Below are 19,992 nucleotides of genomic sequence, written 5' to 3' on the forward strand. Positions count from 1 at the left end.
TTCCCCTCTTAGAATGTGTTAGGCACGCCTAAAAATTTTTCTGGACAAATAATAACATTTACAGAATGAAAACCAAAGCTACTCAATGTTCCGTGTATAGATGCTGCCTGCTCTTGGTCCTGTACATAAACGCTTCTAAGAAATTTCATATCAAGTGGGTTTGGGTACAGAACTTCAGCTTGCTCGCAGGTAGTCAATCTTTGAGGTCGATCATTTCTTCTTACCGTATTTCCTCTCCACCTTGTAATCGTATCTGCAAACATAGACTGAAGTCCTGCAAGACCAGGAGCTCTTATTACAGATGTATATATATTATTCGTAGTTGTAAAATAAACTTTTGGGTGAGTCAGTATAATGGGGTCAAAAGCCATAATACACCACCATCGATCTTCACCTCTGAACCAGCGCTTAGCTGCATTGAAATAACTTGTGTTTATTTCACTTATGGATAGGTTTATATAATCTAACCAATCTTCATCTTTGTTAAAGGTATCTTGGGCCTCTCTTCGTTCACTTGATACAGGTGATGCAATGTAACTTAAATATTGATCTACATTTAATGCTTTACGAGATAAAACTACGCCAGTACTCGCACAGCCGGTTAATCCTCTTTCAGTAGTGAAATGTAGAATCTCTTTTATACCATTATCCGTAATATATTGTTCAATAGTCATTTATAAATCTATCTCGTCGAAAGTGCCAGGGGTAAAATACTTAACCAAATCTGATTTTTCTGATTCTTTATATCCGATAACAACTGAATTTCTGGCTCGACTAATAGCCATTGCAAGTAATCTTCTTAATTGCTGCAATTTATCATCATTTTCATCTTGTTGATGTTGCATATTTGCAGTACTAAGACCTAATATTATTACGTGATCAAATTCTAGTCCCTTGGCGGAGTTCATTGTTGATAACGCGATATTTTCAGGCCCTCTTGACCAAACCTTGTTTTTCGTAATCGTAACGTAAGGAAGGTTATGATGAGTTAGTTGTTTTTTAATTTCATAAAACCATTGGCCGCCTTTAGGTTTAAGAAATGCTACTGATTCATTTTGCAAGTCAACATTATTTTTGATATGATCAATCGCATATTTAACTTGCTGTGAATATAGGCCTTTGCAAACAATGGGTTTAGGACCATGTCTTGTGGCTTTTGTAAAGTCGCTGATGCTTCCATCATCATCAATTGTTAATCCATGAGTGATTGACGCAGCAAATGCCGCAATTTCCACCGTATTTCTGTGATTTTCCCCTAATCTAAAGTAGGTCGCATTTCGCATATCTAATCCAGTTTCCACCCACGTGAAGCCTCGTGGATATAAACGTTGAACTGTATCAATGACAAATGTTAAATAATAATCGTCATTTAGGTGATTCAGTATTGCTCTAATTTGGTTAGCAGAAAAATCTTGGGTTTCATCGACTACAATTATGTCATAGCCTAAACATTCGTTAGCTATCATTTTCTCACATTGTGAGTGCCAATCATCTAACTGATTATCTTGAAGGTATTGCACATAAGAGCGAACAGCATCTATTAAAGACTGACGAGTTTGTCTGGTTACTTGAGGTGACAATCCTCTACCCGTTCTCTCGACTGTTAAGTAGTTATCCAATTCATGATGACGGAATCTACCACGGAAATAATCTATTTCATCGAGCACAAAATTTTGATCAAGTCCCAGAGATGAACATATCTGTAGAAGATAAGAATCGCGATTGACATCACTTATTAAGCGCGTATTTATATGCCTTCGAGTCCAATTGGCAAATGTGTCATTTTCAACCACTACAGGTATCGCCTTAGCTTGAATACTATCATTGATCAAACCCTCAATATATCCAGCTAAAGTTCTATTAAATGACAGTACTAATGTTTTGATCGGTGTAGTATCATTATTGAGATTTCTTCGATACGTTAAAGCATTGACTATTGCTGTAAGTCGAAGTAATGCACTTGTAGTTTTGCCACTGCCTGCTGCACCTCGAATAACCACAATACCCGGCGTATTTCGACTGACTATAGGTAGTTGTTCAGGTGTAGCTCGATGGTTAGACAGAATTTTCACACAGCTCTCCTTAAGTACTTGTAATGTCCAATTTTCTCTATATATAGCAAATTATTGTGGGTAGTTGCCCTGTTACTCAGCGATGATAAGATTAGTATTAATCTTATATACCTTGAGGCTGAAGCCTTCAAGTGAAAATCATGACTTATCTTCCAGATGGTTAGTGGATATATTTTTTTACTATGATAGCTTATCTGGTCATACTGTTAGGGATGTGATCTTGCTCTCCGTTGATTAGTACATCCCGATGCTAGTAATGCCTTTATATTGACCCTGACGTCGAATATGATTCCCATGAAGAAGCGTTTTTCCGACGAACAGATAATCAGCATTCTCCGTGAAGCAGAAGCTGGAGTTTCTGCCCGTGAGCTCTGCTGCAAGCACGCCATTTCCGATGCCACTCTTTACACATAGCATAAGAAGTATGGCGGTGCTTGAGGTTAAGCACCTGGAGTCGCTTGAGGAAGAGAACGCCAGACTCAAAGAAGCTGCTTGCTGAAGCCATGCCGGATAAGGAGGCGCTTCAGGCGCTTCAGGCGCTTCAGGTGGTTCTTGGGCGAAAGTATTGACGACAGACCAGAAGCGGGAAGCTGTGGTGTTGATGTGTGATGCGATTGTTTCTGTCACAACGTCGAGCCTGCAGACTCACAGGTTTGTCCCTGTCGACCTGCCACTGTGATGCTTAGCGTCCAACTGTTGATGCGTATTTATCAAGGCGCATGACTGAACTGGCACTGGAGCGCTGGCGTTCTGGCTACCGCCGTATCTGGCTGTTACTGCGCCGTGAAGTGTTTCATGTTAATCACAAGCGCGTGTACCGCTGTCACGAACGGTGCAATAGTGATCCACACCCAACGCCTGAAATCAGATCCAGGGGGTAATCTGCTCTCCTGATTCAGGAGAGCTTATGGTCACTTTTGAGACAGTTATGGAAATTAAAATCCTGCACAAGCAGGGAATGAGTAGCCGGGCGATTGCCAGAGAACTGGGGATCTACCGCAATACGGTTAAACGTTATTTGCAGGCAAAATCTGAGCCGCCAAAATATACGCCGCGACCTGCTGTTGCTTCATTCCTGGATGAATACCGGGATTATATTCGTCAACGCATCGCCGATGCTCATCCTTACAAAATCCCGGCAACGGTAATCGCTCGCGAGATCAGAGACCAGGGATATCGTGGCGGAATGACCATTCTCAGGGCATTCATTCGTTCTCTCTCGGTTCCTCAGGAGCAGGAGCCTGCCGTTCGGTTCGAAACTGAACCCGGACGACAGATGCAGGTTGACTGGGGCACTATGCGTAATGGTCGCTCACCGCTTCACGTGTTCGTTGCTGTTCTCGGATACAGCCGAATGCTGTACATCGAATTCACTGACAATATGCGTTATGACACGCTGGAGACCTGCCATCGTAATGCGTTCCGCTTCTTTGGTGGTGTGCCGCGCGAAGTGTTGTATGACAATATGAAAACTGTGGTTCTGCAACGTGACGCATATCAGACCGGTCAGTACCGGTTCCATCCTTCGCTGTGGCAGTTCGGCAAGGAGATGGGCTTCTCTCCCCGACTGTGTCGCCCCTTCAGGGCACAGTCTAAAGGTAAGGTGGAACGGATGGTGCAGTACACCGTAACAGTTTTTACATCCCACTAATGACTCGCCTGCGCCCGATGGGGATCACTGTCGATGTTGAAACAGCTAACCGCCACGGTCTGCGCTGGCTGCACGATGTCGCTAACCAACGAAAGCATGAAACAATCCAGGCACGTCCCTGCGATCGCTGGCTCGAAGAGCAGCAGTCCATGCTGGCACTGCCTCCGGAGAGACGTGCATCCTGGTGAAAATCTGGTGAACTTCGACAAACACCCCCTGCATCATCCACTCTCCATCTACGACTCATTCTGCAGAGGAGTGGCGTGATGATGGAACTGCAACATCAACGACTGATGGCGCTCGCCGGGCAGTTGCAACTGGAAAGCCTTATAAGCGCAGCGCCTGCGCTGTCACAACAGGCAGTAGACCAGGAATGGAGTTATATGGACTTCCTGGAGCATCTGCTTCATGAAGAAAAACTGGCACGTCATCAACGTAAACAGGCGATGTATACCCGAATGGCAGCCTTCCCGGCGGTGAAAACGTTCGAAGAGTATGACTTCACATTCGCCACCGGAGCACCGCAGAAGCAACTCCAGTCGTTACGCTCACTCAGCTTCATAGAACGTAATGAAAATATCGTATTACTGGGGCCATCAGGTGTGGGGAAAACCCATCTGGCAATAGCGATGGGCTATGAAGCAGTCCGTGCAGGTATCAAAGTTCGCTTCACAACAGCAGCAGATCTGTTACTTCAGTTATCTACGGCACAACGTCAGGGCCGTTATAAAACGACGCTTCAGCGTGGAGTAATGGCCCCCCGCCTGCTCATCATTGATGAAATAGGCTATCTGCCGTTCAGTCAGGAAGAAGCAAAGCTGTTCTTCCAGGTCATCGCTAAACGTTACGAAAAGAGCGCAATGATCCTGACATCCAATCTGCCGTTCGGGCAGTGGGATCAAACGTTCGCCAGTGATGCAGCACTGACCTCAGCGATGCTGGACCGTATCTTACACCACTCACATGTCGTTAAAATCAAAGGAGAAAGCTATCGACTCAGACAGAAACGAAAGGCCGGGGTTATAGCAGAAGCTAATCCTGAGTAAAACGGTGGATCAATATTGGGCCGTTGGTGGAGATATAAGTGGATCACTTTTCATCCGTCGTTGACAACCGCCTTCATCATCTGAGTGAGCTAGGGGGTAAAAATAAAGCCGCTTTTGTTTATATTGGCAGCTCTTTCTTGTCCAGCCTACTAGCAAATGTTACCACCCCTGCGGGGATGCCAGCTTTTTAGCATGGCTATGCTGAGCTGTCCTTACGGGAACTGTTCTTCAAAAACGGACTGGTAGAGTTGTTCTAACAGGACAAGTTCAGCTTCATCCATCTTATCAGAACTAGCGATCCCCAGCTTATCAGCCAAAACTCGTTCGCCAGAGTCTTTCTCATACTGGCTTCACTGCTGGATACATGATATCAACGCATGGATATGTCCTATGTTATTAGAGGGATGGAAAAACAGAGGGAGTATAATGCAGGATCAGTACAGCAAACATTATTAGTTAAATCAGATGGTTACTAATATATAGGCTAAAGCGTGGTTTTTATATTGTGGTGGAAAATAATCTTTAATAATCAGTATGAACACACCAATGTATCATGACTTACGAAACATCAATATTGCTGAATCGCCACAGGTTTAATAGACACCTCAGAGTCATTTAAGATGACTTAAAGAGAGGTGCCCATGAGCGGTAAGCGTTATCCCGAAGAGTTTAAAATTGAAGCAGTCAAACAGGTTGTTGATCGCGGTTATTCTGTTGCCAGCGTTGCAACACGTCTTGATATCACCACCCACAGCCTTTACTCCTGGATAAAGAAGTACGGTCCGGATTCTTCCACTAATAAAGAACAGTCAGATGCTCAGGCCGAGATCCGCCGTCTCCAGAAAGAGCTGAAGCGGGTTACCGACGAACGGGACATATTAAAAAAAGCCGTTGTAGATTCAATCTGTCAATGCAACCCCCCTTTCAATTATCTCTTTCGGTGTTTTGAACTTCAGTGTCTTTCTCGGTCTGTTGTTTAGCTGAGCAGCAACCAGATCTAGTTCATGTTGAGTATATTGGGCAAGACATGTCTTTTTAGGAAAGTACTGCCGAATTAGCCCATTTGTGTTCTCATTTGTTCCCCGCTGACAAGGACTCTGAGGATCGCAGAAGTAAACTTTAACGCCGGTGCTGACAGTAAATTCTAGATGTCTGGCCAGTTCCATTCCTCTGTCCCATGTCAGTGATTTTCTGAGTTCTGACGGTAAACTCAGGAATTTGTCGGTAAGAGCCTGATTTACTGAGACAGAATCTTTGCCCCTGAGTCTAAGGATGATCGTATAACGTGATTTTCGGTCTACAAGTGTGGCTATATGAGAGTTTTTTGTACCTGAGACTAAATCGCCCTCCCAATGCCCCAGAGAGCGTCTGTTATCGATATTTCGGGAACGTTCGTGAATTGGTATTCCGTTCACTATGTTAATCGTACCTCTTTCGCCTTTGCGGGTATGACGCCTGCCATGGCGAAGGCTATGCGACCGTCGCAGATGCTGTATATTCAGGTGGTGTAGCGCTTCACGGCTACGAAAGTACAGCGTTTTATAAATTGTCTCAGGTGATATTCGCAGCGTTTTTTGACGTGGTTTTGTTCGCCTTAACCATCCTGATATTTGCTCTGGAGACCATTTCATCTCCAGCTTTTCCAGAACAAGCTTTCGCAATGGCAAATTTTGATCCAGTAAGCACGGTTTTGGCCTTTTCGCCATTCTGTTGGCTCGGTTATTAGCATCAACAGCTTTGTAATAGCGTCTGCCCCGATTACGCTGAACTTCACGTGAGATCGTCGAAGGACTGCGATTCAGCGCAGTAGCTATCGCACGAATGCTCATTTTGGCTGACAAACCAGCTCGTATCTCCTCGCGCTCAGACGGTGTCAGGTGAGCTACAGCCCGCTTACGCTCATGGGGTTTTATGCCGCCAGTATCCCTTAACATAGTGAAGATCGTTCCGGGTTTTGAACCCAGGATATTCGCTATTTCACTGAAGCCTGTTCCGTTCTTCCATAGTTCAAAAACAGAGGCTTTTTCCTCTGCTGTAAATGTTCGTCTCATTCAAAAAACCTCCGCAACCCCATGTTTTCACATAACTGTTGCGTTGACCAATTGAATCTACAGTGGCGTACTTCGCAAAGCTGTCCGACTGAGGTACGCCTTTATCCGTGACAACACCTGTTGCTGGCCTGTTCGCCTGCTCTGTCGGGTGCTGGATGTTCATCCCAGTGGTTTTTACGCCTGGCTTCAGCAGCCGCATTCACAACGCCATCAGGCAGACCTGAGACTGACAGGACAGATTAAACAGTTCTGGCTGGAATCGGGATGCGTCTATGGTTATCGCAAAATCCATTTAGATCTGCGGGACAGCGGGCAACAGTGCGGAGTGAACAGAGTCTGGCGACTGATGAAACGTATCGGGATAAAGGCTCAGGTCGGATACCGGAGCCCGCGGGCTCGTAAAGGCGAGGCCAGTATCGTGTCGCCCAACAGGCTTCAGCGACAGTTCAATCCGGATGCTCCGGATGAGCGTTGGGTAACGGACATAACCTACATAAGGACCCACGAAGGCTGGCTGTATCTTGCCGTGGTTGTTGATCTGTTTGAACGCAAAATTATCGGCTGGTCCATGCAGTCCCGGATGACAAAAGACATTGTCCTGAACGCACTGCTGATGGCTGTATGGCGGCGTAATCCCCAAAAACAGGTGCTGGTTCATTCGGATCAGGGCAGTCAGTACACAAGCCATGAATGGCAGTCGTTCCTGAAATCACACGGCCTGGAGGGCAGCATGAGCCGTCGCGGTAACTGCCATGATAATGCGGTTGCAGAAAGCTTTTTCCAGTTGTTGAAACGCGAACGGATAAAGAAAAAGATCTACGGAACGCGGGAAGAAGCCCGCAGCGATATTTTTGATTACATCGAAATGTTTTATAACAGTAAGCGTCGGCATGGCTCCAGCGATCAGATGTCACCGACAGAATATGAAAACCAGTATTATCAACGGCTCGGAAGTGTCTAAATTATCCGTGGCGATTCATTGCTGTGTGTGCTTCCTACCCATCCTTCAAGTTTATCTGCCCAGTCTTGCATCATAACCTTTCGCTCATCAAGATAAGTTGCATGGTTGTATGTGCGACGAACATTGTTGGTATCAGCGTGCGCAAGTTGGGCCTCAATAGCATCAGGTCGATAGCCCATTTCGTTTAAACGCGTACTTCCTGTAGTTCTGGTAGCATGGGGGCTATAAGTGCCATTCCATCCGAGGCTTTTAAGTAGTTGACGCAGAGAGTGCGATGTCATTGGGCCTAGCGGATTATCCCTGCCCGGAAAAAGATGCTGCCTATGCCCGGTTAATCCTTGTAGTGTTTTGAGCATGTTGACGGCTTGGGAAGGAAGGGGAATAACATGTTCCCTACGAGCTTTCATACGCCTTGCCGGAATGGTCCACAGTGCGTTACCAAGATCGAACTCTGCCCACTCTGCCTCGGTGACTTCGGCTGGTCGCGCCAGCGTCCACCACATTAGCCACATGCAATAGTTAACCTGATATGAGCCGCGACTGTTATCAAAACAGCTTAATAGCTTCCCGATTTGCTGTGGATTCAATGCCTGTTTGTGCTGTGTCTTATTCGCCGGAAGTGCCTTGCGTACAGGCCAGACAGGATCGCTATCAGCTCTAAGCGTTGCCACAGCCAACTCGAAAACTGATGAAATGGTGCGACGGGCTTCTGCGGCAACTGTCGGTGCTCCTCGTTTGGCAGTTTCCTGAAGAATTTTAAGGATATGGTGTGGGGTGATCTCTCTGACTGGAAGCTTACCGATTGAGGGGAAAACCACACGTTCAAGCATATCCAGTCGGCGTGTTTTGGTAATTTCGGCCCAGTCTTTCATCTGCAGCCACTCTTTGGCGATCAGCTCAAAGGTGTTGGATGCGTCGTTAACCTTACGAATCTTATCTAACTGACGAGCTTGCGCTGGGTTGACTCCTTCCGCAACCTGCTTTCGCGCTTGCTCGCATTTTTCTCGAGCCTCGGCAAGCTTGACCGTCGGGTACTCACCTAGCGCAAACATGCTGGATTTACCGTTGAGCTTAAACCGATAACGCCAAGCCTTTTTACCATTGGGTTTCACTTCGAGGTAGAGACCGTTGAAATCATTGAGTCGATAGAGTTTTTCTTTCGGTTTGGCAGTGCGGCATTGTGTATCAGTGAGCATAACGGGGCCTTGTTTATTTATTATACCGTTATTGTACTCACTTAAAATGAAGATGGAAGAATGTTGTACTCATTCATGTACTCATTTTTGACAGCGCTCTTACGGGATGATTTGAGACATCATGAAATGAAAAATCCACGCAATTGCGTGGATTTTATAGAGTTTTATCGTTGTTCTGAGATTCAGTGAAACCTCATGAGACATCAAATTTTATTTAGACGTTGAACAGGAAGTTCATTATATCGCCATCTTTAACGATATAATCTTTGCCTTCCGCTCGCATCTTACCGGCTTCTTTCGCGCCTTGTTCACCTTTATAGGTAATAAAGTCGTCAAAGGCGATAGTTTGAGCGCGGATAAAGCCTTTTTCGAAGTCGGTATGGATTTTACCTGCTGCTTGCGGCGCGGTTGCGCCAACCGGAATGGTCCATGCGCGAACTTCTTTCACCCCGGCGGTGAAGTAGGTCTGGAGGTTCAGCAGGCGATAACCAGCGCGAATAACGCGGTTCAGCCCCGGTTCTTCCAGACCCAGTTCAGCCATAAATTCGTCACGCTCGTCATCATCCAGCTCAGCAATATCAGCTTCGACGGCGGCACACACCGGAACCACGACCGAACCTTCTTTCGCGGCGATTTCGCGAACCTGGTCCAGATACGGGTTATTTTCAAAACCGTCTTCATTGACATTAGCGATATACATTGTCGGCTTCAGCGTCAGGAAGCTTAAATAACGGATAGCCGCTTTATCTTCGTCCGTCAGGTCCAGCGAACGCAGCATCCCCGCTTCGGCCAGGTGCGGCAGGCATTTTTCCAGCGCGGCCAGTTCCGCTTTGGCGTCTTTATCGCCGCCTTTGGCTTTCTTCTGTACGCGATGGATAGCGCGCTCGCAGGTATCGAGGTCAGCCAGCGCCAGTTCGGTATTGATAACATCAATATCTTCTGCCGGGTTTACTTTACCCGCCACATGGATGATATTGTCGTTCTCAAAGCAGCGAACCACGTGACCGATAGCTTCAGTTTCACGGATATTGGTCAGGAACTGGTTACCCAACCCTTCGCCTTTGGACGCGCCTTTTACCAGACCGGCGATATCCACGAACTCCATCGTAGTTGGTAGAATGCGTTGCGGTTTAACAATCTCAGCCAACTGGTCCAGACGCGGATCGGGCATCGGCACGACACCGGTATTCGGTTCGATAGTGCAGAACGGAAAGTTTGCCGCTTCAATACCGGCTTTTGTCAGCGCGTTGAACAGGGTGGATTTCCCGACGTTGGGCAGACCGACGATACCGCATTTGAATCCCATGATTTAACTCACCTTAATATCTTAATAATCAACCTGTTATAGAAAACAGATTGCAGAAATGGAAATAACTTCGCCTATTATACACGGCGTGCGGCAAAAATGCCGCACATCACTGGTTATTGCGCCTTAAAGGTATGCAAACGGCTTGTTGCTTTGGCCAGACCCTCTTTAAACCACAATTCCGTACAGCGTGCCGCTTCGTCAATGGCCTCATCAATTAATTTTTGTTCAGAAACAGGGGGTTTACCCAGCACGAAACCAACAACTTTATTTTTATCGCCTGGATGACCAATTCCAACGCGTAAGCGGTGAAAGTTGGGATTATTACCCAGCTTGCTGATGATGTCTTTCAGACCATTGTGGCCGCCGTGGCCGCCGCCAAGTTTAAATTTCGCCACGCCCGGAGGGAGATCCAGCTCGTCGTGAGCGACCAGAATTTCGTCCGGCTGAATACGGTAAAAACTGGCCATTGCGCCAACTGCTTTACCACTGAGGTTCATGAACGTGGTGGGTACCAGCAGGCGAACATCTTCCCCTTCCAGCGTGATGCGTGAGGTATAGCCAAAGAATTTAGGCTCTTCACGCAACGGCGCGCGCAGGCGCTCCGCCAGTAAATCGACGTACCATGCGCCTGCATTGTGTCGCGTCGCGGCATATTCCGCACCGGGATTCGCCAGACCAACAATCAATTTAATTGCCACGTTTTTTGTCCTGAGTAGATCCATAACTGGCGCGTAGTTTACTGTCTGTCTGCCCGCTTGACAAAACACAGCGACACTCTGAAGTAAATTAAATAATTGCCAGCATTGATTATTAAAAATGTAAACTGTTCAGTGTGTTATTTGTAAAGTTTTGTTAAATGAAACTTTACATTTGTGATCACAGCCGCACTTACAAACGGAAGTGTTGTCTATACTTTACACATAAAGTTTAGGGGGATTTCCTAAAAACAACCCAAAAGTTCCGGAGGTGACATATGAAACGCAAAAACGCTTCGTTATTCGGTAACGTGCTGATGGGGTTGGGGCTGGTCGTGATGGTTGTCGGCGTGGGTTACTCTATTTTAAACCAACTGCCGCAGTTTAATTTGCCGCAATTTTTTGCGCATGGCGCAATACTGAGTATTTTTGTCGGGGCAGTTCTTTGGCTGGCAGGGGCTCGTGTAGGGGGGCATGAGCAGGTGAGCGACAAATATTGGTGGGTACGTCACTATGACAAACGTTGCCGCCGTAACGACAATCGTCGTCATAGCTAACCGGTTCAGGCCCGGTAAGCGTTATCGCCACCGGGCATTGTCCATTAACTGAGTAAATCCGCTAACGCCTCCGTCCTGTTCGGGAAGAAGGTCAGACGCCCAGGAATAGGTTTGATACCGGCACGCGCCATTGTGCGCAGCGGTTGGAACTCCAGATTACTGATACGCAATTCGCAACCCTCCGGCAGACGCTTCACAAAACGCTGAAAAGCATCAAGCCCGCCTGCATCCAGCACTGGTACTGCGTCCCATTTCAGAACGACGATACGTTTGCCCTTAATACGTGACTCAAGGTCGGTAAACAGCCCTTCCGCCGCGGCGAAAAAGAGCGGACCGATAACACGCAGCACCAGCACATCTTCAGGCACATCGACATTGACCGGCGCAAGTCGAGTCATTCGCGCAATACGGCGCATAAACAGCAGGGAAGCAAGGACAATCCCCACGCTGATGGCGATGACCATATCAAACAGAACCGTTAATGACATGCACAGCAGCATAACGATAATGTCATCTTTCGGCGCATGGCGTAACAGATCCACCACTTTATGGGCTTCACTCATATTCCATGCCACCATCAGCAGTAGCGCCGCCATCGCGGAAAGCGGCAGCCAGGAGAGTAGCGGGGCTAAGACCAGTAGCGCCAGAATGACCAGAATAGCGTGAATTACCGCCGAGACGGGAGAGGTCGCGCCAGCGCGGACGTTGGCGGCAGAGCGGGCAATCGCGGCGGTGGCGGTGATGCCGCCAAAGAACGGCGCGACCATATTCCCCAGCCCCTGGCCGATAAGTTCGCTGTTAGCTTTATGTTTGGTGCCGGTCATGCCGTCCAGCACGACGGCGCAGAGCAATGATTCGATTGCCCCCAGCATTGCCATCGAGAAAGCCGCTGGCAGCAGCGCGCGCAGTGAATCCCAGCTTAGCGTAAAATCGGAGCCAGGAAGACTCCACGGCAGCATCAGTTGCGGCAGGAGCTGCGGGATGCCGTTGCCCTGAGTGCCGTCAGCCAGAACGTAATGGAACTGTGAGCCGATAGTCGCCACATTGCCGCCCAGCAGATTAACAATCCCCATTACGGCGCAACCGGCCAGCAGCGCGGGAAGGTGTCCCGGCAGACGAATACCGAGACGCGGCCAGAAAATCAACGTTCCCAGCGTTACCACGCCAATGGCGGCATCGCCAATATTGACGGTGGGCAACGCCATAAACAGCGCGCCGACTTTCTGCAAATAGTGCTCTGGCACATGGGCCATCTGCAGACCAAGAAAATCTTTAATCTGCATGGTACCGATGGTAATACCAATCCCTGAGGTAAAACCCAACGTGACCGACACCGGGATATATTCAATCAATCGCCCCAGTCTCGCCAGGCCGAAAAGGATCAGGAAGAAGCCCGACATCAACGTGGCGACCAGTAGGCCCGCCAGACCAAACTGTTGCGATACCGGATACAAAATCACCACAAACGCGGCGGTAGGGCCGGAAACGCTAAAGCGCGAGCCGCCGGTTAGCGCGATCACGATCCCGGCGACAGCGGAGGTATAGAGGCCATACTGCGGCGCAACGCCACTGCCAATTGCCAGCGCCATCGCCAGCGGGATAGCAATAATCCCGACGGTGATCCCGGCTATCACATCACGGGTGAACCGGGAGGCGGTATATTTTTCTTTCCAGCAAGCATCGATGAGAGCGCGGAAAGGCATCACATGTGAGGAAAATAATTTGTTCACAATAATGTTTCATCCATGAGCGCATCATCTGTCAACTAAATGGCAGGTGAAGGAGGCATAAGTCATACAAAAGGGTGTTACAGACAAAAAAACCCGCCGCAGCGGGTTTCAGATCCGGGTTCGATCAATGCTCGAACATGGCGGAAATCGATTCTTCGTTGCTGATACGGCGAATCGCTTCGGCCAGCATACCTGACAGGGTCAAAGTACGCACGTTCGGCAGCGCTTTGATTTCGTCGGTCAGCGGAATGGTGTCGCAGACAACGACTTCATCAATGACGGAGTTGCGCAGGTTGTTTGCCGCATTGCCTGAGAAGATCGGGTGCGTCGCGTAGGCAAACACGCGTTTAGCGCCACGTTCTTTCAATGCTTCTGCTGCTTTGCACAGAGTACCGCCAGTATCGATCATATCATCAACCAGCACGCAGTCACGGCCAGCGACGTCGCCGATGATGTGCATCACCTGAGAAACGTTCGCGCGCGGACGACGTTTATCAATGATAGCCATATCGGTATCGTTCAGCAGCTTAGCGATAGCGCGGGCACGAACCACGCCGCCAATATCCGGGGAAACCACGATCGGGTTATCCAGATTCAGTTGCAGCATATCTTCGAGCAGGATTGGGCTACCGAACACGTTATCAACCGGAACGTCAAAGAAGCCCTGGATCTGTTCAGCATGCAGATCTACGGTGAGAACGCGGTCAACGCCGACGCTGGACAGGAAGTCAGCGACAACTTTTGCGGTAATCGGCACACGGGCGGAACGTACGCGACGGTCCTGACGTGCATAGCCAAAGTAGGGGATAACGGCGGTGATACGACCTGCGGAAGCACGACGCAGGGCATCAACCATAACGACCAATTCCATCAGGTTGTCGTTGGTTGGGGCACAAGTGGACTGGATGATGAAAATATCACCACCGCGTACATTTTCGTTGATTTGTACGCTGACTTCGCCGTCGCTAAAGCGACCTACGGCGGCGTCGCCGAGAGAAGTGTACAGGCGGTTGGCAATACGTTGTGCTAGTTCCGGGGTGGCGTTACCAGCAAAAAGCTTCATATCAGGCACGAGAAGAACCTCAGGCATGCGTCCATTGGTGGAAAGAATCTGCCGAAAACTGTGCGGGCCAGGCAAAATCCTATCCAGGCGGTGTATTAAAGAGCGCGATGCAACGTCTGGAACAAGGTGACGTTGTCACCGAAGCTCAGCTTGCCCGGCTTACTCGTCTTCATTCACGTTTCATGTGCGCTGGTATCGATGCCTCACACCGGTCAAATACGGCATATATGACCGGCGACTCGTCATTTCGCCATCTTCCTGAAACCCGAATGCGTTAGAGTAACTCTCGATGCAATGGGGAGAGGTTGACGCCTTTCGCCACAAAAGCATTGAGCCATTCCGGGGCTTGCTCAAGCACCTGGCGAGCACAAGACTCTGTATCGAATTCAGCAAAGACACAGGCCCCTGTCCCAGTCAGGCGCGACGGCGCGTATTCTAACAGCCAGGAAAGCGCCGCATCAACCTCGCGAAAACGTTTTCTTGCGATAACCTCGCAATCATTGCTGAATTCACATTTTAGTAACGTATCTATTGACCTTTTTGGCGTATTACGCGGCAATTGAGGATCTTTAAAGATAACCGGCGTCGGAATGCTTACGCCAGGGTGCGCGACCAGATACCATTTTTCCGGCGGATTCACCGGCGTTAATATTTCGCCTACGCCTTCGGCAAACGCGGCGTGGCCACGAACAAAGACCGGGACGTCGGCGCCGAGCGTCAGGCCGAGCGTCGCCAGTTCATCAATGGAAAGCCCGCATTGCCAAAGATGATTGAGCGCCACCAGAACGGTCGCGGCGTTAGACGAGCCGCCGCCCAGACCGCCGCCCATGGGAAGGCGCTTCTCAATGCTGATATCCGCGCCGCTTCCGGCGGGCAGGCGTCCACTCTCCGAGGCGACTTTCATCAACAGCCGCGCGGCGCGGACGATCAGATTGTCTTCATTTTCAACGCCGTTAACCGGCGTTAATAAATGGATTTCGCCATCGCGACGCGGTTCGATGTGGAGTGTGTCGCCATAATCCAGAAACTGAAACAGCGTCTGCAGCGTGTGGTAGCCGTCTGCACGCTGTCCGGTGATATATAAAAACAGGTTTAATTTTGCCGGAGAAGGCCAATGGGTCATCATTTCACAATCCAGTTATCCATTTTCAGCTTAATGCGCTGACTGCCGTCTGAAAGCTCCATATTGGCAGGCATGGCAGGCTGCGTTTTGCTGTCATAGCCACCGTAAACCACTTTCCAGTTTTTACCATCCTGGCGGTAGTTCACTTCGCTCAGGCGGTACTGGTCGTCCAGTTTGTAGTCGGTGGCATCGCCAGGCAGACCGAGGATCCACTGCCGCAAGCTGTTTAACGGAATCGGCATCCCGGTGAGTTTGCCGATCATCTCTTCGGCGTCATCGGCGGTATAACGCTGGCCTTTGTTATCCACCAACTGGACGTTGCCCGGCTGGGCGTTAAGCTCCAGCTCGGTGCTGCCCAGCGGGTTGGTAAGCAGCAGGCGGTAGCGATCCTGTCCGGTCTGTTGCCAGAAGAAGCGCGCATAGACTTTCTGATCATCTGAGATGTAAGCAAAGGCGCCGCGCGTCTGGTATTGATTCAGATGACGCACCTCTTGCTGATGCTGGCGCCACTGAGGGGAATCCGGGCTCTTGCCCGGGCCTTTATGCCCAGGAAGCGTACAGGCGGTGAGAACCAGGCTTGCTAACGGCAGTAGACGAATCAGGCGAAAATCGGGCAGGGTCATAGTGATGACGAATCCTTGTGATACGGTGCAATAATTGCCTGATGGCGTTACGCTTATCAGGCCTGAAAACTGAACCTGCAGGCTGTAAAAACGTTCGCGCCGCGATTCGGCAAATTTTTGCTATCGGTTACAGTTATAGCCTTTAATGCTAGCGCCGCCTGGTGACATCGTCTACTTTCAAGTTGTCTTAAATCATCAAATTAGCGAGCGCTGCCAATTACTCCAAAAGGGGGCTCTCTCTTTTATTGACCACGCGCATCCTGTATGATGCAAGCAGACTAACCATATCAACGCTGGTACTACTCCCGCAGACATGACCCTTTTAGCGCTCGGTATTAACCATAAAACGGCACCTGTATCGCTGCGAGAACGCGTAACGTTTTCGCCGGACACGCTTGATCAGGCGCTGGACAGCCTGCTTGCGCAGCCAATGGTGCAGGGCGGGGTCGTGCTGTCAACCTGTAACCGTACAGAGCTGTATCTGAGCGTGGAAGAGCAGGATAACCTGCAAGAAGCGCTGATCCGCTGGTTATGCGATTACCATAACCTGAACGAGGACGATCTGCGCAACAGTCTGTACTGGCATCAGGACAATGACGCCGTCAGCCACCTGATGCGCGTCGCCAGCGGTCTGGATTCACTGGTGCTGGGCGAACCGCAAATCCTCGGTCAGGTGAAAAAAGCGTTTGCGGATTCGCAAAAAGGCCACCTTAACGCCAGCGCGCTGGAGCGAATGTTTCAGAAGTCGTTTTCCGTCGCCAAGCGAGTGCGGACTGAAACCGATATCGGCGCCAGCGCCGTCTCCGTCGCGTTTGCCGCCTGTACGCTCGCCCGCCAAATCTTCGAATCGCTGTCGACGGTCACTGTACTGTTAGTTGGCGCGGGTGAAACTATTGAACTGGTGGCGCGTCACCTGCGCGAGCATAAAGTACAAAAGATGATTATCGCCAACCGAACCCGCGAGCGCGCGCAAGCCCTGGCGGATGAGGTTGGCGCTGAGGTTATCTCGCTCAGCGATATCGACGCCCGCTTGCAGGATGCCGATATTATCATCAGTTCGACCGCCAGCCCGCTGCCGATTATCGGTAAAGGCATGGTGGAGCGCGCATTAAAAAGCCGTCGCAACCAGCCGATGCTGCTGGTGGATATCGCCGTACCGCGCGACGTTGAGCCGGAAGTCGGCAAACTGGCGAACGCTTATCTTTATAGCGTCGATGATTTACAGAGCATCATTTCGCATAATCTGGCGCAGCGTCAGGCTGCGGCGGTGGAAGCGGAAACGATTGTTGAGCAGGAAGCCAGCGAGTTTATGGCCTGGCTACGCGCCCAGGGGGCCAGCGAGACCATTCGGGAATACCGTAGTCAGTCGGAGCAGATTCGTGACGAACTGACTACCAAAGCGCTGTCGGCCCTTCAACAGGGCGGCGATGCGCAAGCCATCTTGCAGGATCTGGCATGGAAACTGACCAACCGCCTGATTCATGCGCCAACGAAATCACTTCAACAGGCTGCCCGTGACGGGGATGACGAACGCCTGAATATTCTGCGCGACAGCCTCGGGCTGGAGTAGCAGCACACACCACACTTTTTTACAGGGTGAATTTACGCCTATGAAGCCTTCTATCGTTGCCAAACTGGAAGCCCTGCACGAACGCCATGAGGAAGTTCAGGCGTTGCTGGGCGATGCGGGAATTATCGCCGACCAGGACCGCTTTCGCGCATTGTCGCGCGAATATGCGCAATTAAGCGACGTTTCTCGCTGTTTTACGGACTGGCAACAGGTTCAGGACGATATCGAGACGGCTCAGATGATGCTCGACGATCCTGAAATGCGAGAAATGGCGCAGGAAGAACTGCGCGAAGCGAAAGAAAAAAGCGAACAACTGGAGCAACAGTTACAGGTACTGCTGCTGCCGAAAGATCCGGACGATGAGCGAAACGCGTTCCTTGAGGTTCGCGCCGGCACTGGCGGCGACGAAGCCGCGCTGTTTGCCGGCGATCTGTTCCGCATGTACAGCCGTTATGCCGAAGCGCGCCGCTGGCGCGTGGAGATCATGAGCATGAGCGAAGGCGAGCATGGCGGTTATAAAGAGATCATTGCCAAAATCAGCGGCGACGGCGTGTATGGCCGACTGAAATTTGAGTCCGGCGGACACCGCGTACAGCGTGTTCCGGCGACCGAGTCGCAGGGGCGTATCCATACCTCCGCCTGTACCGTCGCCGTGATGCCGGAGCTGCCGGAAGCCGAGCTGCCGGATATTAACCCGGCGGATCTGCGCATTGATACGTTTCGTTCTTCCGGCGCGGGCGGTCAGCACGTTAACACCACCGACTCCGCTATCCGTATTACCCACTTGCCGACCGGCATCGTGGTGGAATGCCAGGACGAGCGTTCGCAGCATAAAAACAAAGCGAAAGCGCTCTCGGTGCTCGGGGCGCGCATTCACGCCGCCGAAACGGCAAAACGCCAGCAGGCCGAGGCGTCAACGCGACGCAATCTGCTTGGCAGCGGCGATCGCAGCGATCGTAACCGGACCTATAATTTCCCGCAGGGGCGCGTGACCGATCATCGTATTAATCTGACGTTATATCGCCTTGATGAAACGATGGAAGGTAAGCTGGATATGCTGATTGAGCCGATTGTTCAGGAACACCAGGCTGACCTGTTAGCCGCCTTATCCGAGCAGGAATAATGGATTTTCAGCACTGGCTACATGAGGCGGTAAACCAGCTCCGGGACAGCGACAGCCCCCGGCGCGACGCCGAGATCCTGCTTGAGTACGTTACGGGCAAGGGGCGGACGTATATCATGGCCTTTGGCGAAACGCCGCTTACCGACGTCCAGCAACAACAGCTCGCGGACCTGCTGCAGCGGCGTAGACAGGGCGAACCTATTGCGTACCTGACGGGCTTACGCGAATTTTGGTCGCTGCCGCTCTTCGTTTCTCCCGCCACGCTAATCCCGCGCCCGGATACCGAATGTCTGGTGGAACAGGCGTTGGCGCGATTGCCGGTCAAAACCTGTCGTATTCTGGATTTAGGCACCGGAACCGGCGCGATTGCGCTGGCGCTGGCCTACGAGCGACCGGATTGCGAGGTGACTGCGGTCGATCGTATGCCTGATGCGGTTGCGCTGGCGATACGCAACGCGGAACATTTGGCTATCCGGAATGTGCGTATACTGCAAAGTTGTTGGTTCAGCGCGCTATCGGGGCAGCAGTTCGACATGATTGTCAGCAATCCGCCCTACATTGACGCGCAGGACCCGCACCTTAGCGAAGGCGATGTACGCTTTGAACCGCGCTCGGCGTTGGTAGCGGACGAAAACGGTATGTCGGATCTTACGCATATTATCGATAACGCTCGCCAGATGTTAACGCCCGGCGGCTTCCTGCTGCTGGAACACGGTTGGCAGCAAGGCGAAGCGGTAAGAGCGGTTTTCAGGCGGTCTGGTTACTCGGATGTAGAAACGTGTCGTGATTATGGCGGTAATGAACGCGTAACCTGCGGGCGTTTTACGCCATGACAATTGCAATGTTGCTCACGCTTCATCTTATTTGTGTTGCGCTCTCCGTCAGTTTGTTTGTCGCTCGTTACTGGTGGCGCTATTGCGGCCATGCGTTGGCCGCCGCGCGCTGGACACGAATCGTGCCTCCCGTCATAGATACCCTGTTACTGCTTAGCGGTATTGGGTTAATCGTTAAAACGCACATCCTGCCATTCACGGAGTCGGGCTCATGGCTGACTGAAAAACTGTTTGGCGTTATCATCTACATCGTTTTGGGTTTTATTGCGCTTGATTATCGTCAGGCGCGCAGCCAGCAGGCGCGTTTTATCGCTTTCCCGCTGGCGCTGGTGGTGCTGTACATCATCATTAAACTCGCCACCACAAAAATACCGTTACTGGGGTAAGTC

General features: G+C 50.4%; 16 protein-coding genes and 4 pseudogenes. 10 read left to right on the forward strand and 10 right to left on the reverse strand.

The window, feature by feature from the left end; translation table 11 throughout:
- Positions 1 to 8: 8 nt before the first annotated feature.
- Both HU143_RS10535 and HU143_RS10540 read right to left on the reverse strand, forming a co-directional pair.
- On the reverse strand, positions 9 to 674 hold the full coding sequence (locus tag HU143_RS10535) for a DarT ssDNA thymidine ADP-ribosyltransferase family protein (RefSeq protein ID WP_000151475.1): 666 nt from the start codon (positions 672 to 674) through the stop codon (positions 9 to 11).
- Positions 675 to 2,072 (reverse strand): 3'-5' exonuclease, encoded by a 1,398-nt coding sequence (locus tag HU143_RS10540; protein WP_000699006.1) that lies wholly within the window; start codon positions 2,070 to 2,072, stop codon positions 675 to 677.
- Between the two features lie 294 nt (positions 2,073 to 2,366).
- Here HU143_RS10540 and HU143_RS10545 point away from each other — a divergent pair.
- The 4 genes and pseudogenes from HU143_RS10545 to HU143_RS10560 form a co-directional block, all read left to right on the forward strand.
- A pseudogene (locus tag HU143_RS10545) lies at positions 2,367 to 2,899 on the forward strand (transposase); the annotation flags it as partial.
- An 80-nt stretch (positions 2,900 to 2,979) separates the two neighbouring features.
- Positions 2,980 to 3,990: pseudogene (gene istA / locus HU143_RS10550) on the forward strand (IS21 family transposase).
- Positions 3,987 to 4,769, forward strand: a complete 783-nt coding sequence (gene istB / locus HU143_RS10555) for an IS21-like element IS100kyp family helper ATPase IstB (RefSeq protein WP_089541756.1) — start codon at positions 3,987 to 3,989, stop codon at positions 4,767 to 4,769. The pseudogene istA and the gene istB overlap by 4 nt, the downstream one beginning before the upstream one ends.
- Positions 4,770 to 5,410: 641 nt before the next feature.
- Positions 5,411 to 5,659: pseudogene (locus HU143_RS10560) on the forward strand (transposase); the annotation flags it as partial.
- A 9-nt stretch (positions 5,660 to 5,668) separates the two neighbouring features.
- Here the strand turns inward: HU143_RS10560 and HU143_RS10565 are convergent.
- Entirely contained in the window at positions 5,669 to 6,820 is a 1,152-nt protein-coding gene (locus tag HU143_RS10565; RefSeq protein WP_001443045.1) for an IS30-like element IS30 family transposase, read from the reverse strand.
- A gap of 67 nt (positions 6,821 to 6,887) precedes the next feature.
- Here HU143_RS10565 and HU143_RS10570 point away from each other — a divergent pair.
- Positions 6,888 to 7,781: pseudogene (locus HU143_RS10570) on the forward strand (IS3 family transposase); the annotation flags it as partial.
- Here HU143_RS10570 and HU143_RS10575 read toward each other — a convergent pair.
- The 3 genes from HU143_RS10575 to pth all read right to left on the reverse strand — a co-directional run bounded on the left by HU143_RS10575 (position 7,778) and on the right by pth (position 10,984).
- Positions 7,778 to 8,977 (reverse strand): tyrosine-type recombinase/integrase, encoded by a 1,200-nt coding sequence (locus HU143_RS10575; RefSeq protein ID WP_019841501.1) that lies wholly within the window; start codon positions 8,975 to 8,977, stop codon positions 7,778 to 7,780. The pseudogene HU143_RS10570 and the gene HU143_RS10575 overlap by 4 nt on opposite strands.
- A gap of 214 nt (positions 8,978 to 9,191) precedes the next feature.
- Positions 9,192 to 10,283 (reverse strand): redox-regulated ATPase YchF, encoded by a 1,092-nt coding sequence (gene ychF, locus HU143_RS10580; RefSeq protein WP_000505850.1) that lies wholly within the window; start codon positions 10,281 to 10,283, stop codon positions 9,192 to 9,194.
- 116 nt (positions 10,284 to 10,399) lie between these two features.
- The gene (gene pth, locus HU143_RS10585) at positions 10,400 to 10,984 is read right to left on the reverse strand and encodes an aminoacyl-tRNA hydrolase (RefSeq protein ID WP_000985595.1); all 585 of its coding nucleotides are present in this window, start codon (positions 10,982 to 10,984) and stop codon (positions 10,400 to 10,402) included.
- Positions 10,985 to 11,259: 275 nt separating this feature from the next.
- Between pth and ychH the strand changes: the two genes are divergently transcribed.
- Entirely contained in the window at positions 11,260 to 11,538 is a 279-nt protein-coding gene (ychH, locus tag HU143_RS10590) for a stress-induced protein YchH (RefSeq protein WP_000823878.1), read from the forward strand.
- 44 nt (positions 11,539 to 11,582) lie between these two features.
- Here the strand turns inward: ychH and dauA are convergent, their stop codons facing one another.
- From dauA to lolB, 4 genes are all read right to left on the reverse strand, one after another.
- Positions 11,583 to 13,268, reverse strand: coding sequence for a C4-dicarboxylic acid transporter DauA (dauA, locus tag HU143_RS10595; protein ID WP_001037188.1), 1,686 nt, complete (start codon positions 13,266 to 13,268; stop codon positions 11,583 to 11,585).
- 124 nt (positions 13,269 to 13,392) lie between these two features.
- Positions 13,393 to 14,340, reverse strand: a complete 948-nt coding sequence (gene prs, locus HU143_RS10600) for a ribose-phosphate diphosphokinase (RefSeq protein WP_001518537.1) — start codon at positions 14,338 to 14,340, stop codon at positions 13,393 to 13,395.
- Between the two features lie 265 nt (positions 14,341 to 14,605).
- Complete coding sequence (gene ispE, locus HU143_RS10605) at positions 14,606 to 15,457, reverse strand: 4-(cytidine 5'-diphospho)-2-C-methyl-D-erythritol kinase (RefSeq protein WP_000988259.1); 852 nt, start codon at positions 15,455 to 15,457, stop codon at positions 14,606 to 14,608.
- Complete coding sequence (lolB, locus tag HU143_RS10610; RefSeq protein ID WP_000174484.1) at positions 15,454 to 16,077, reverse strand: lipoprotein insertase outer membrane protein LolB; 624 nt, start codon at positions 16,075 to 16,077, stop codon at positions 15,454 to 15,456. The genes ispE and lolB overlap by 4 nt, the downstream gene beginning before the upstream one ends.
- Before the next feature lie 313 nt (positions 16,078 to 16,390).
- Here lolB and hemA point away from each other — a divergent pair, with 313 nt between their 5' ends.
- The 4 genes from hemA to sirB2 are packed head-to-tail and all read left to right on the forward strand — an operon-like array spanning position 16,391 to position 19,989.
- On the forward strand, positions 16,391 to 17,647 hold the full coding sequence (hemA, locus tag HU143_RS10615) for a glutamyl-tRNA reductase (RefSeq protein ID WP_000173208.1): 1,257 nt from the start codon (positions 16,391 to 16,393) through the stop codon (positions 17,645 to 17,647).
- A gap of 40 nt (positions 17,648 to 17,687) precedes the next feature.
- Positions 17,688 to 18,770, forward strand: a complete 1,083-nt coding sequence (prfA, locus tag HU143_RS10620; RefSeq protein ID WP_000804703.1) for a peptide chain release factor 1 — start codon at positions 17,688 to 17,690, stop codon at positions 18,768 to 18,770.
- Positions 18,770 to 19,603 carry a peptide chain release factor N(5)-glutamine methyltransferase gene (gene prmC / locus HU143_RS10625; RefSeq protein ID WP_023227617.1) on the forward strand — a complete coding sequence of 278 codons (834 nt, stop codon included), beginning with the start codon at positions 18,770 to 18,772 and terminating at the stop codon, positions 19,601 to 19,603. Before prfA ends, prmC begins: the two co-directional genes overlap by 1 nt.
- Positions 19,600 to 19,989 (forward strand): invasion regulator SirB2, encoded by a 390-nt coding sequence (gene sirB2 / locus HU143_RS10630; RefSeq protein ID WP_000150667.1) that lies wholly within the window; start codon positions 19,600 to 19,602, stop codon positions 19,987 to 19,989. Before prmC ends, sirB2 begins: the two co-directional genes overlap by 4 nt.
- Positions 19,990 to 19,992: the final 3 nt, after the last annotated feature.

The sequence above is a fragment of the Salmonella sp. SJTUF14076 genome (assembly GCF_015534835.1).
Taxonomy (GTDB): domain Bacteria; phylum Pseudomonadota; class Gammaproteobacteria; order Enterobacterales; family Enterobacteriaceae; genus Salmonella; species Salmonella enterica.

Bases quoted from the DNA above. Each gene is read 5' to 3' on its own strand.
- HU143_RS10535 (WP_000151475.1), bottom strand. From the start codon at position 674: ATGACTATTGAACAATATATTACGGATAATGGTATAAAAGAGATTCTA.
- HU143_RS10565 (WP_001443045.1), bottom strand. From the start codon at position 6,820: ATGAGACGAACATTTACAGCAGAGGAAAAAGCCTCTGTTTTTGAACTA.
- HU143_RS10575 (WP_019841501.1), bottom strand. From the start codon at position 8,977: ATGCTCACTGATACACAATGCCGCACTGCCAAACCGAAAGAAAAACTC.
- ychF (WP_000505850.1), bottom strand. From the start codon at position 10,283: ATGGGATTCAAATGCGGTATCGTCGGTCTGCCCAACGTCGGGAAATCC.
- ychH (WP_000823878.1), top strand. From the start codon at position 11,260: ATGAAACGCAAAAACGCTTCGTTATTCGGTAACGTGCTGATGGGGTTG.
- ispE (WP_000988259.1), bottom strand. From the start codon at position 15,457: ATGATGACCCATTGGCCTTCTCCGGCAAAATTAAACCTGTTTTTATAT.
- lolB (WP_000174484.1), bottom strand. From the start codon at position 16,077: ATGACCCTGCCCGATTTTCGCCTGATTCGTCTACTGCCGTTAGCAAGC.
- hemA (WP_000173208.1), top strand. From the start codon at position 16,391: ATGACCCTTTTAGCGCTCGGTATTAACCATAAAACGGCACCTGTATCG.
- prfA (WP_000804703.1), top strand. From the start codon at position 17,688: ATGAAGCCTTCTATCGTTGCCAAACTGGAAGCCCTGCACGAACGCCAT.
- prmC (WP_023227617.1), top strand. From the start codon at position 18,770: ATGGATTTTCAGCACTGGCTACATGAGGCGGTAAACCAGCTCCGGGAC.
- sirB2 (WP_000150667.1), top strand. From the start codon at position 19,600: ATGACAATTGCAATGTTGCTCACGCTTCATCTTATTTGTGTTGCGCTC.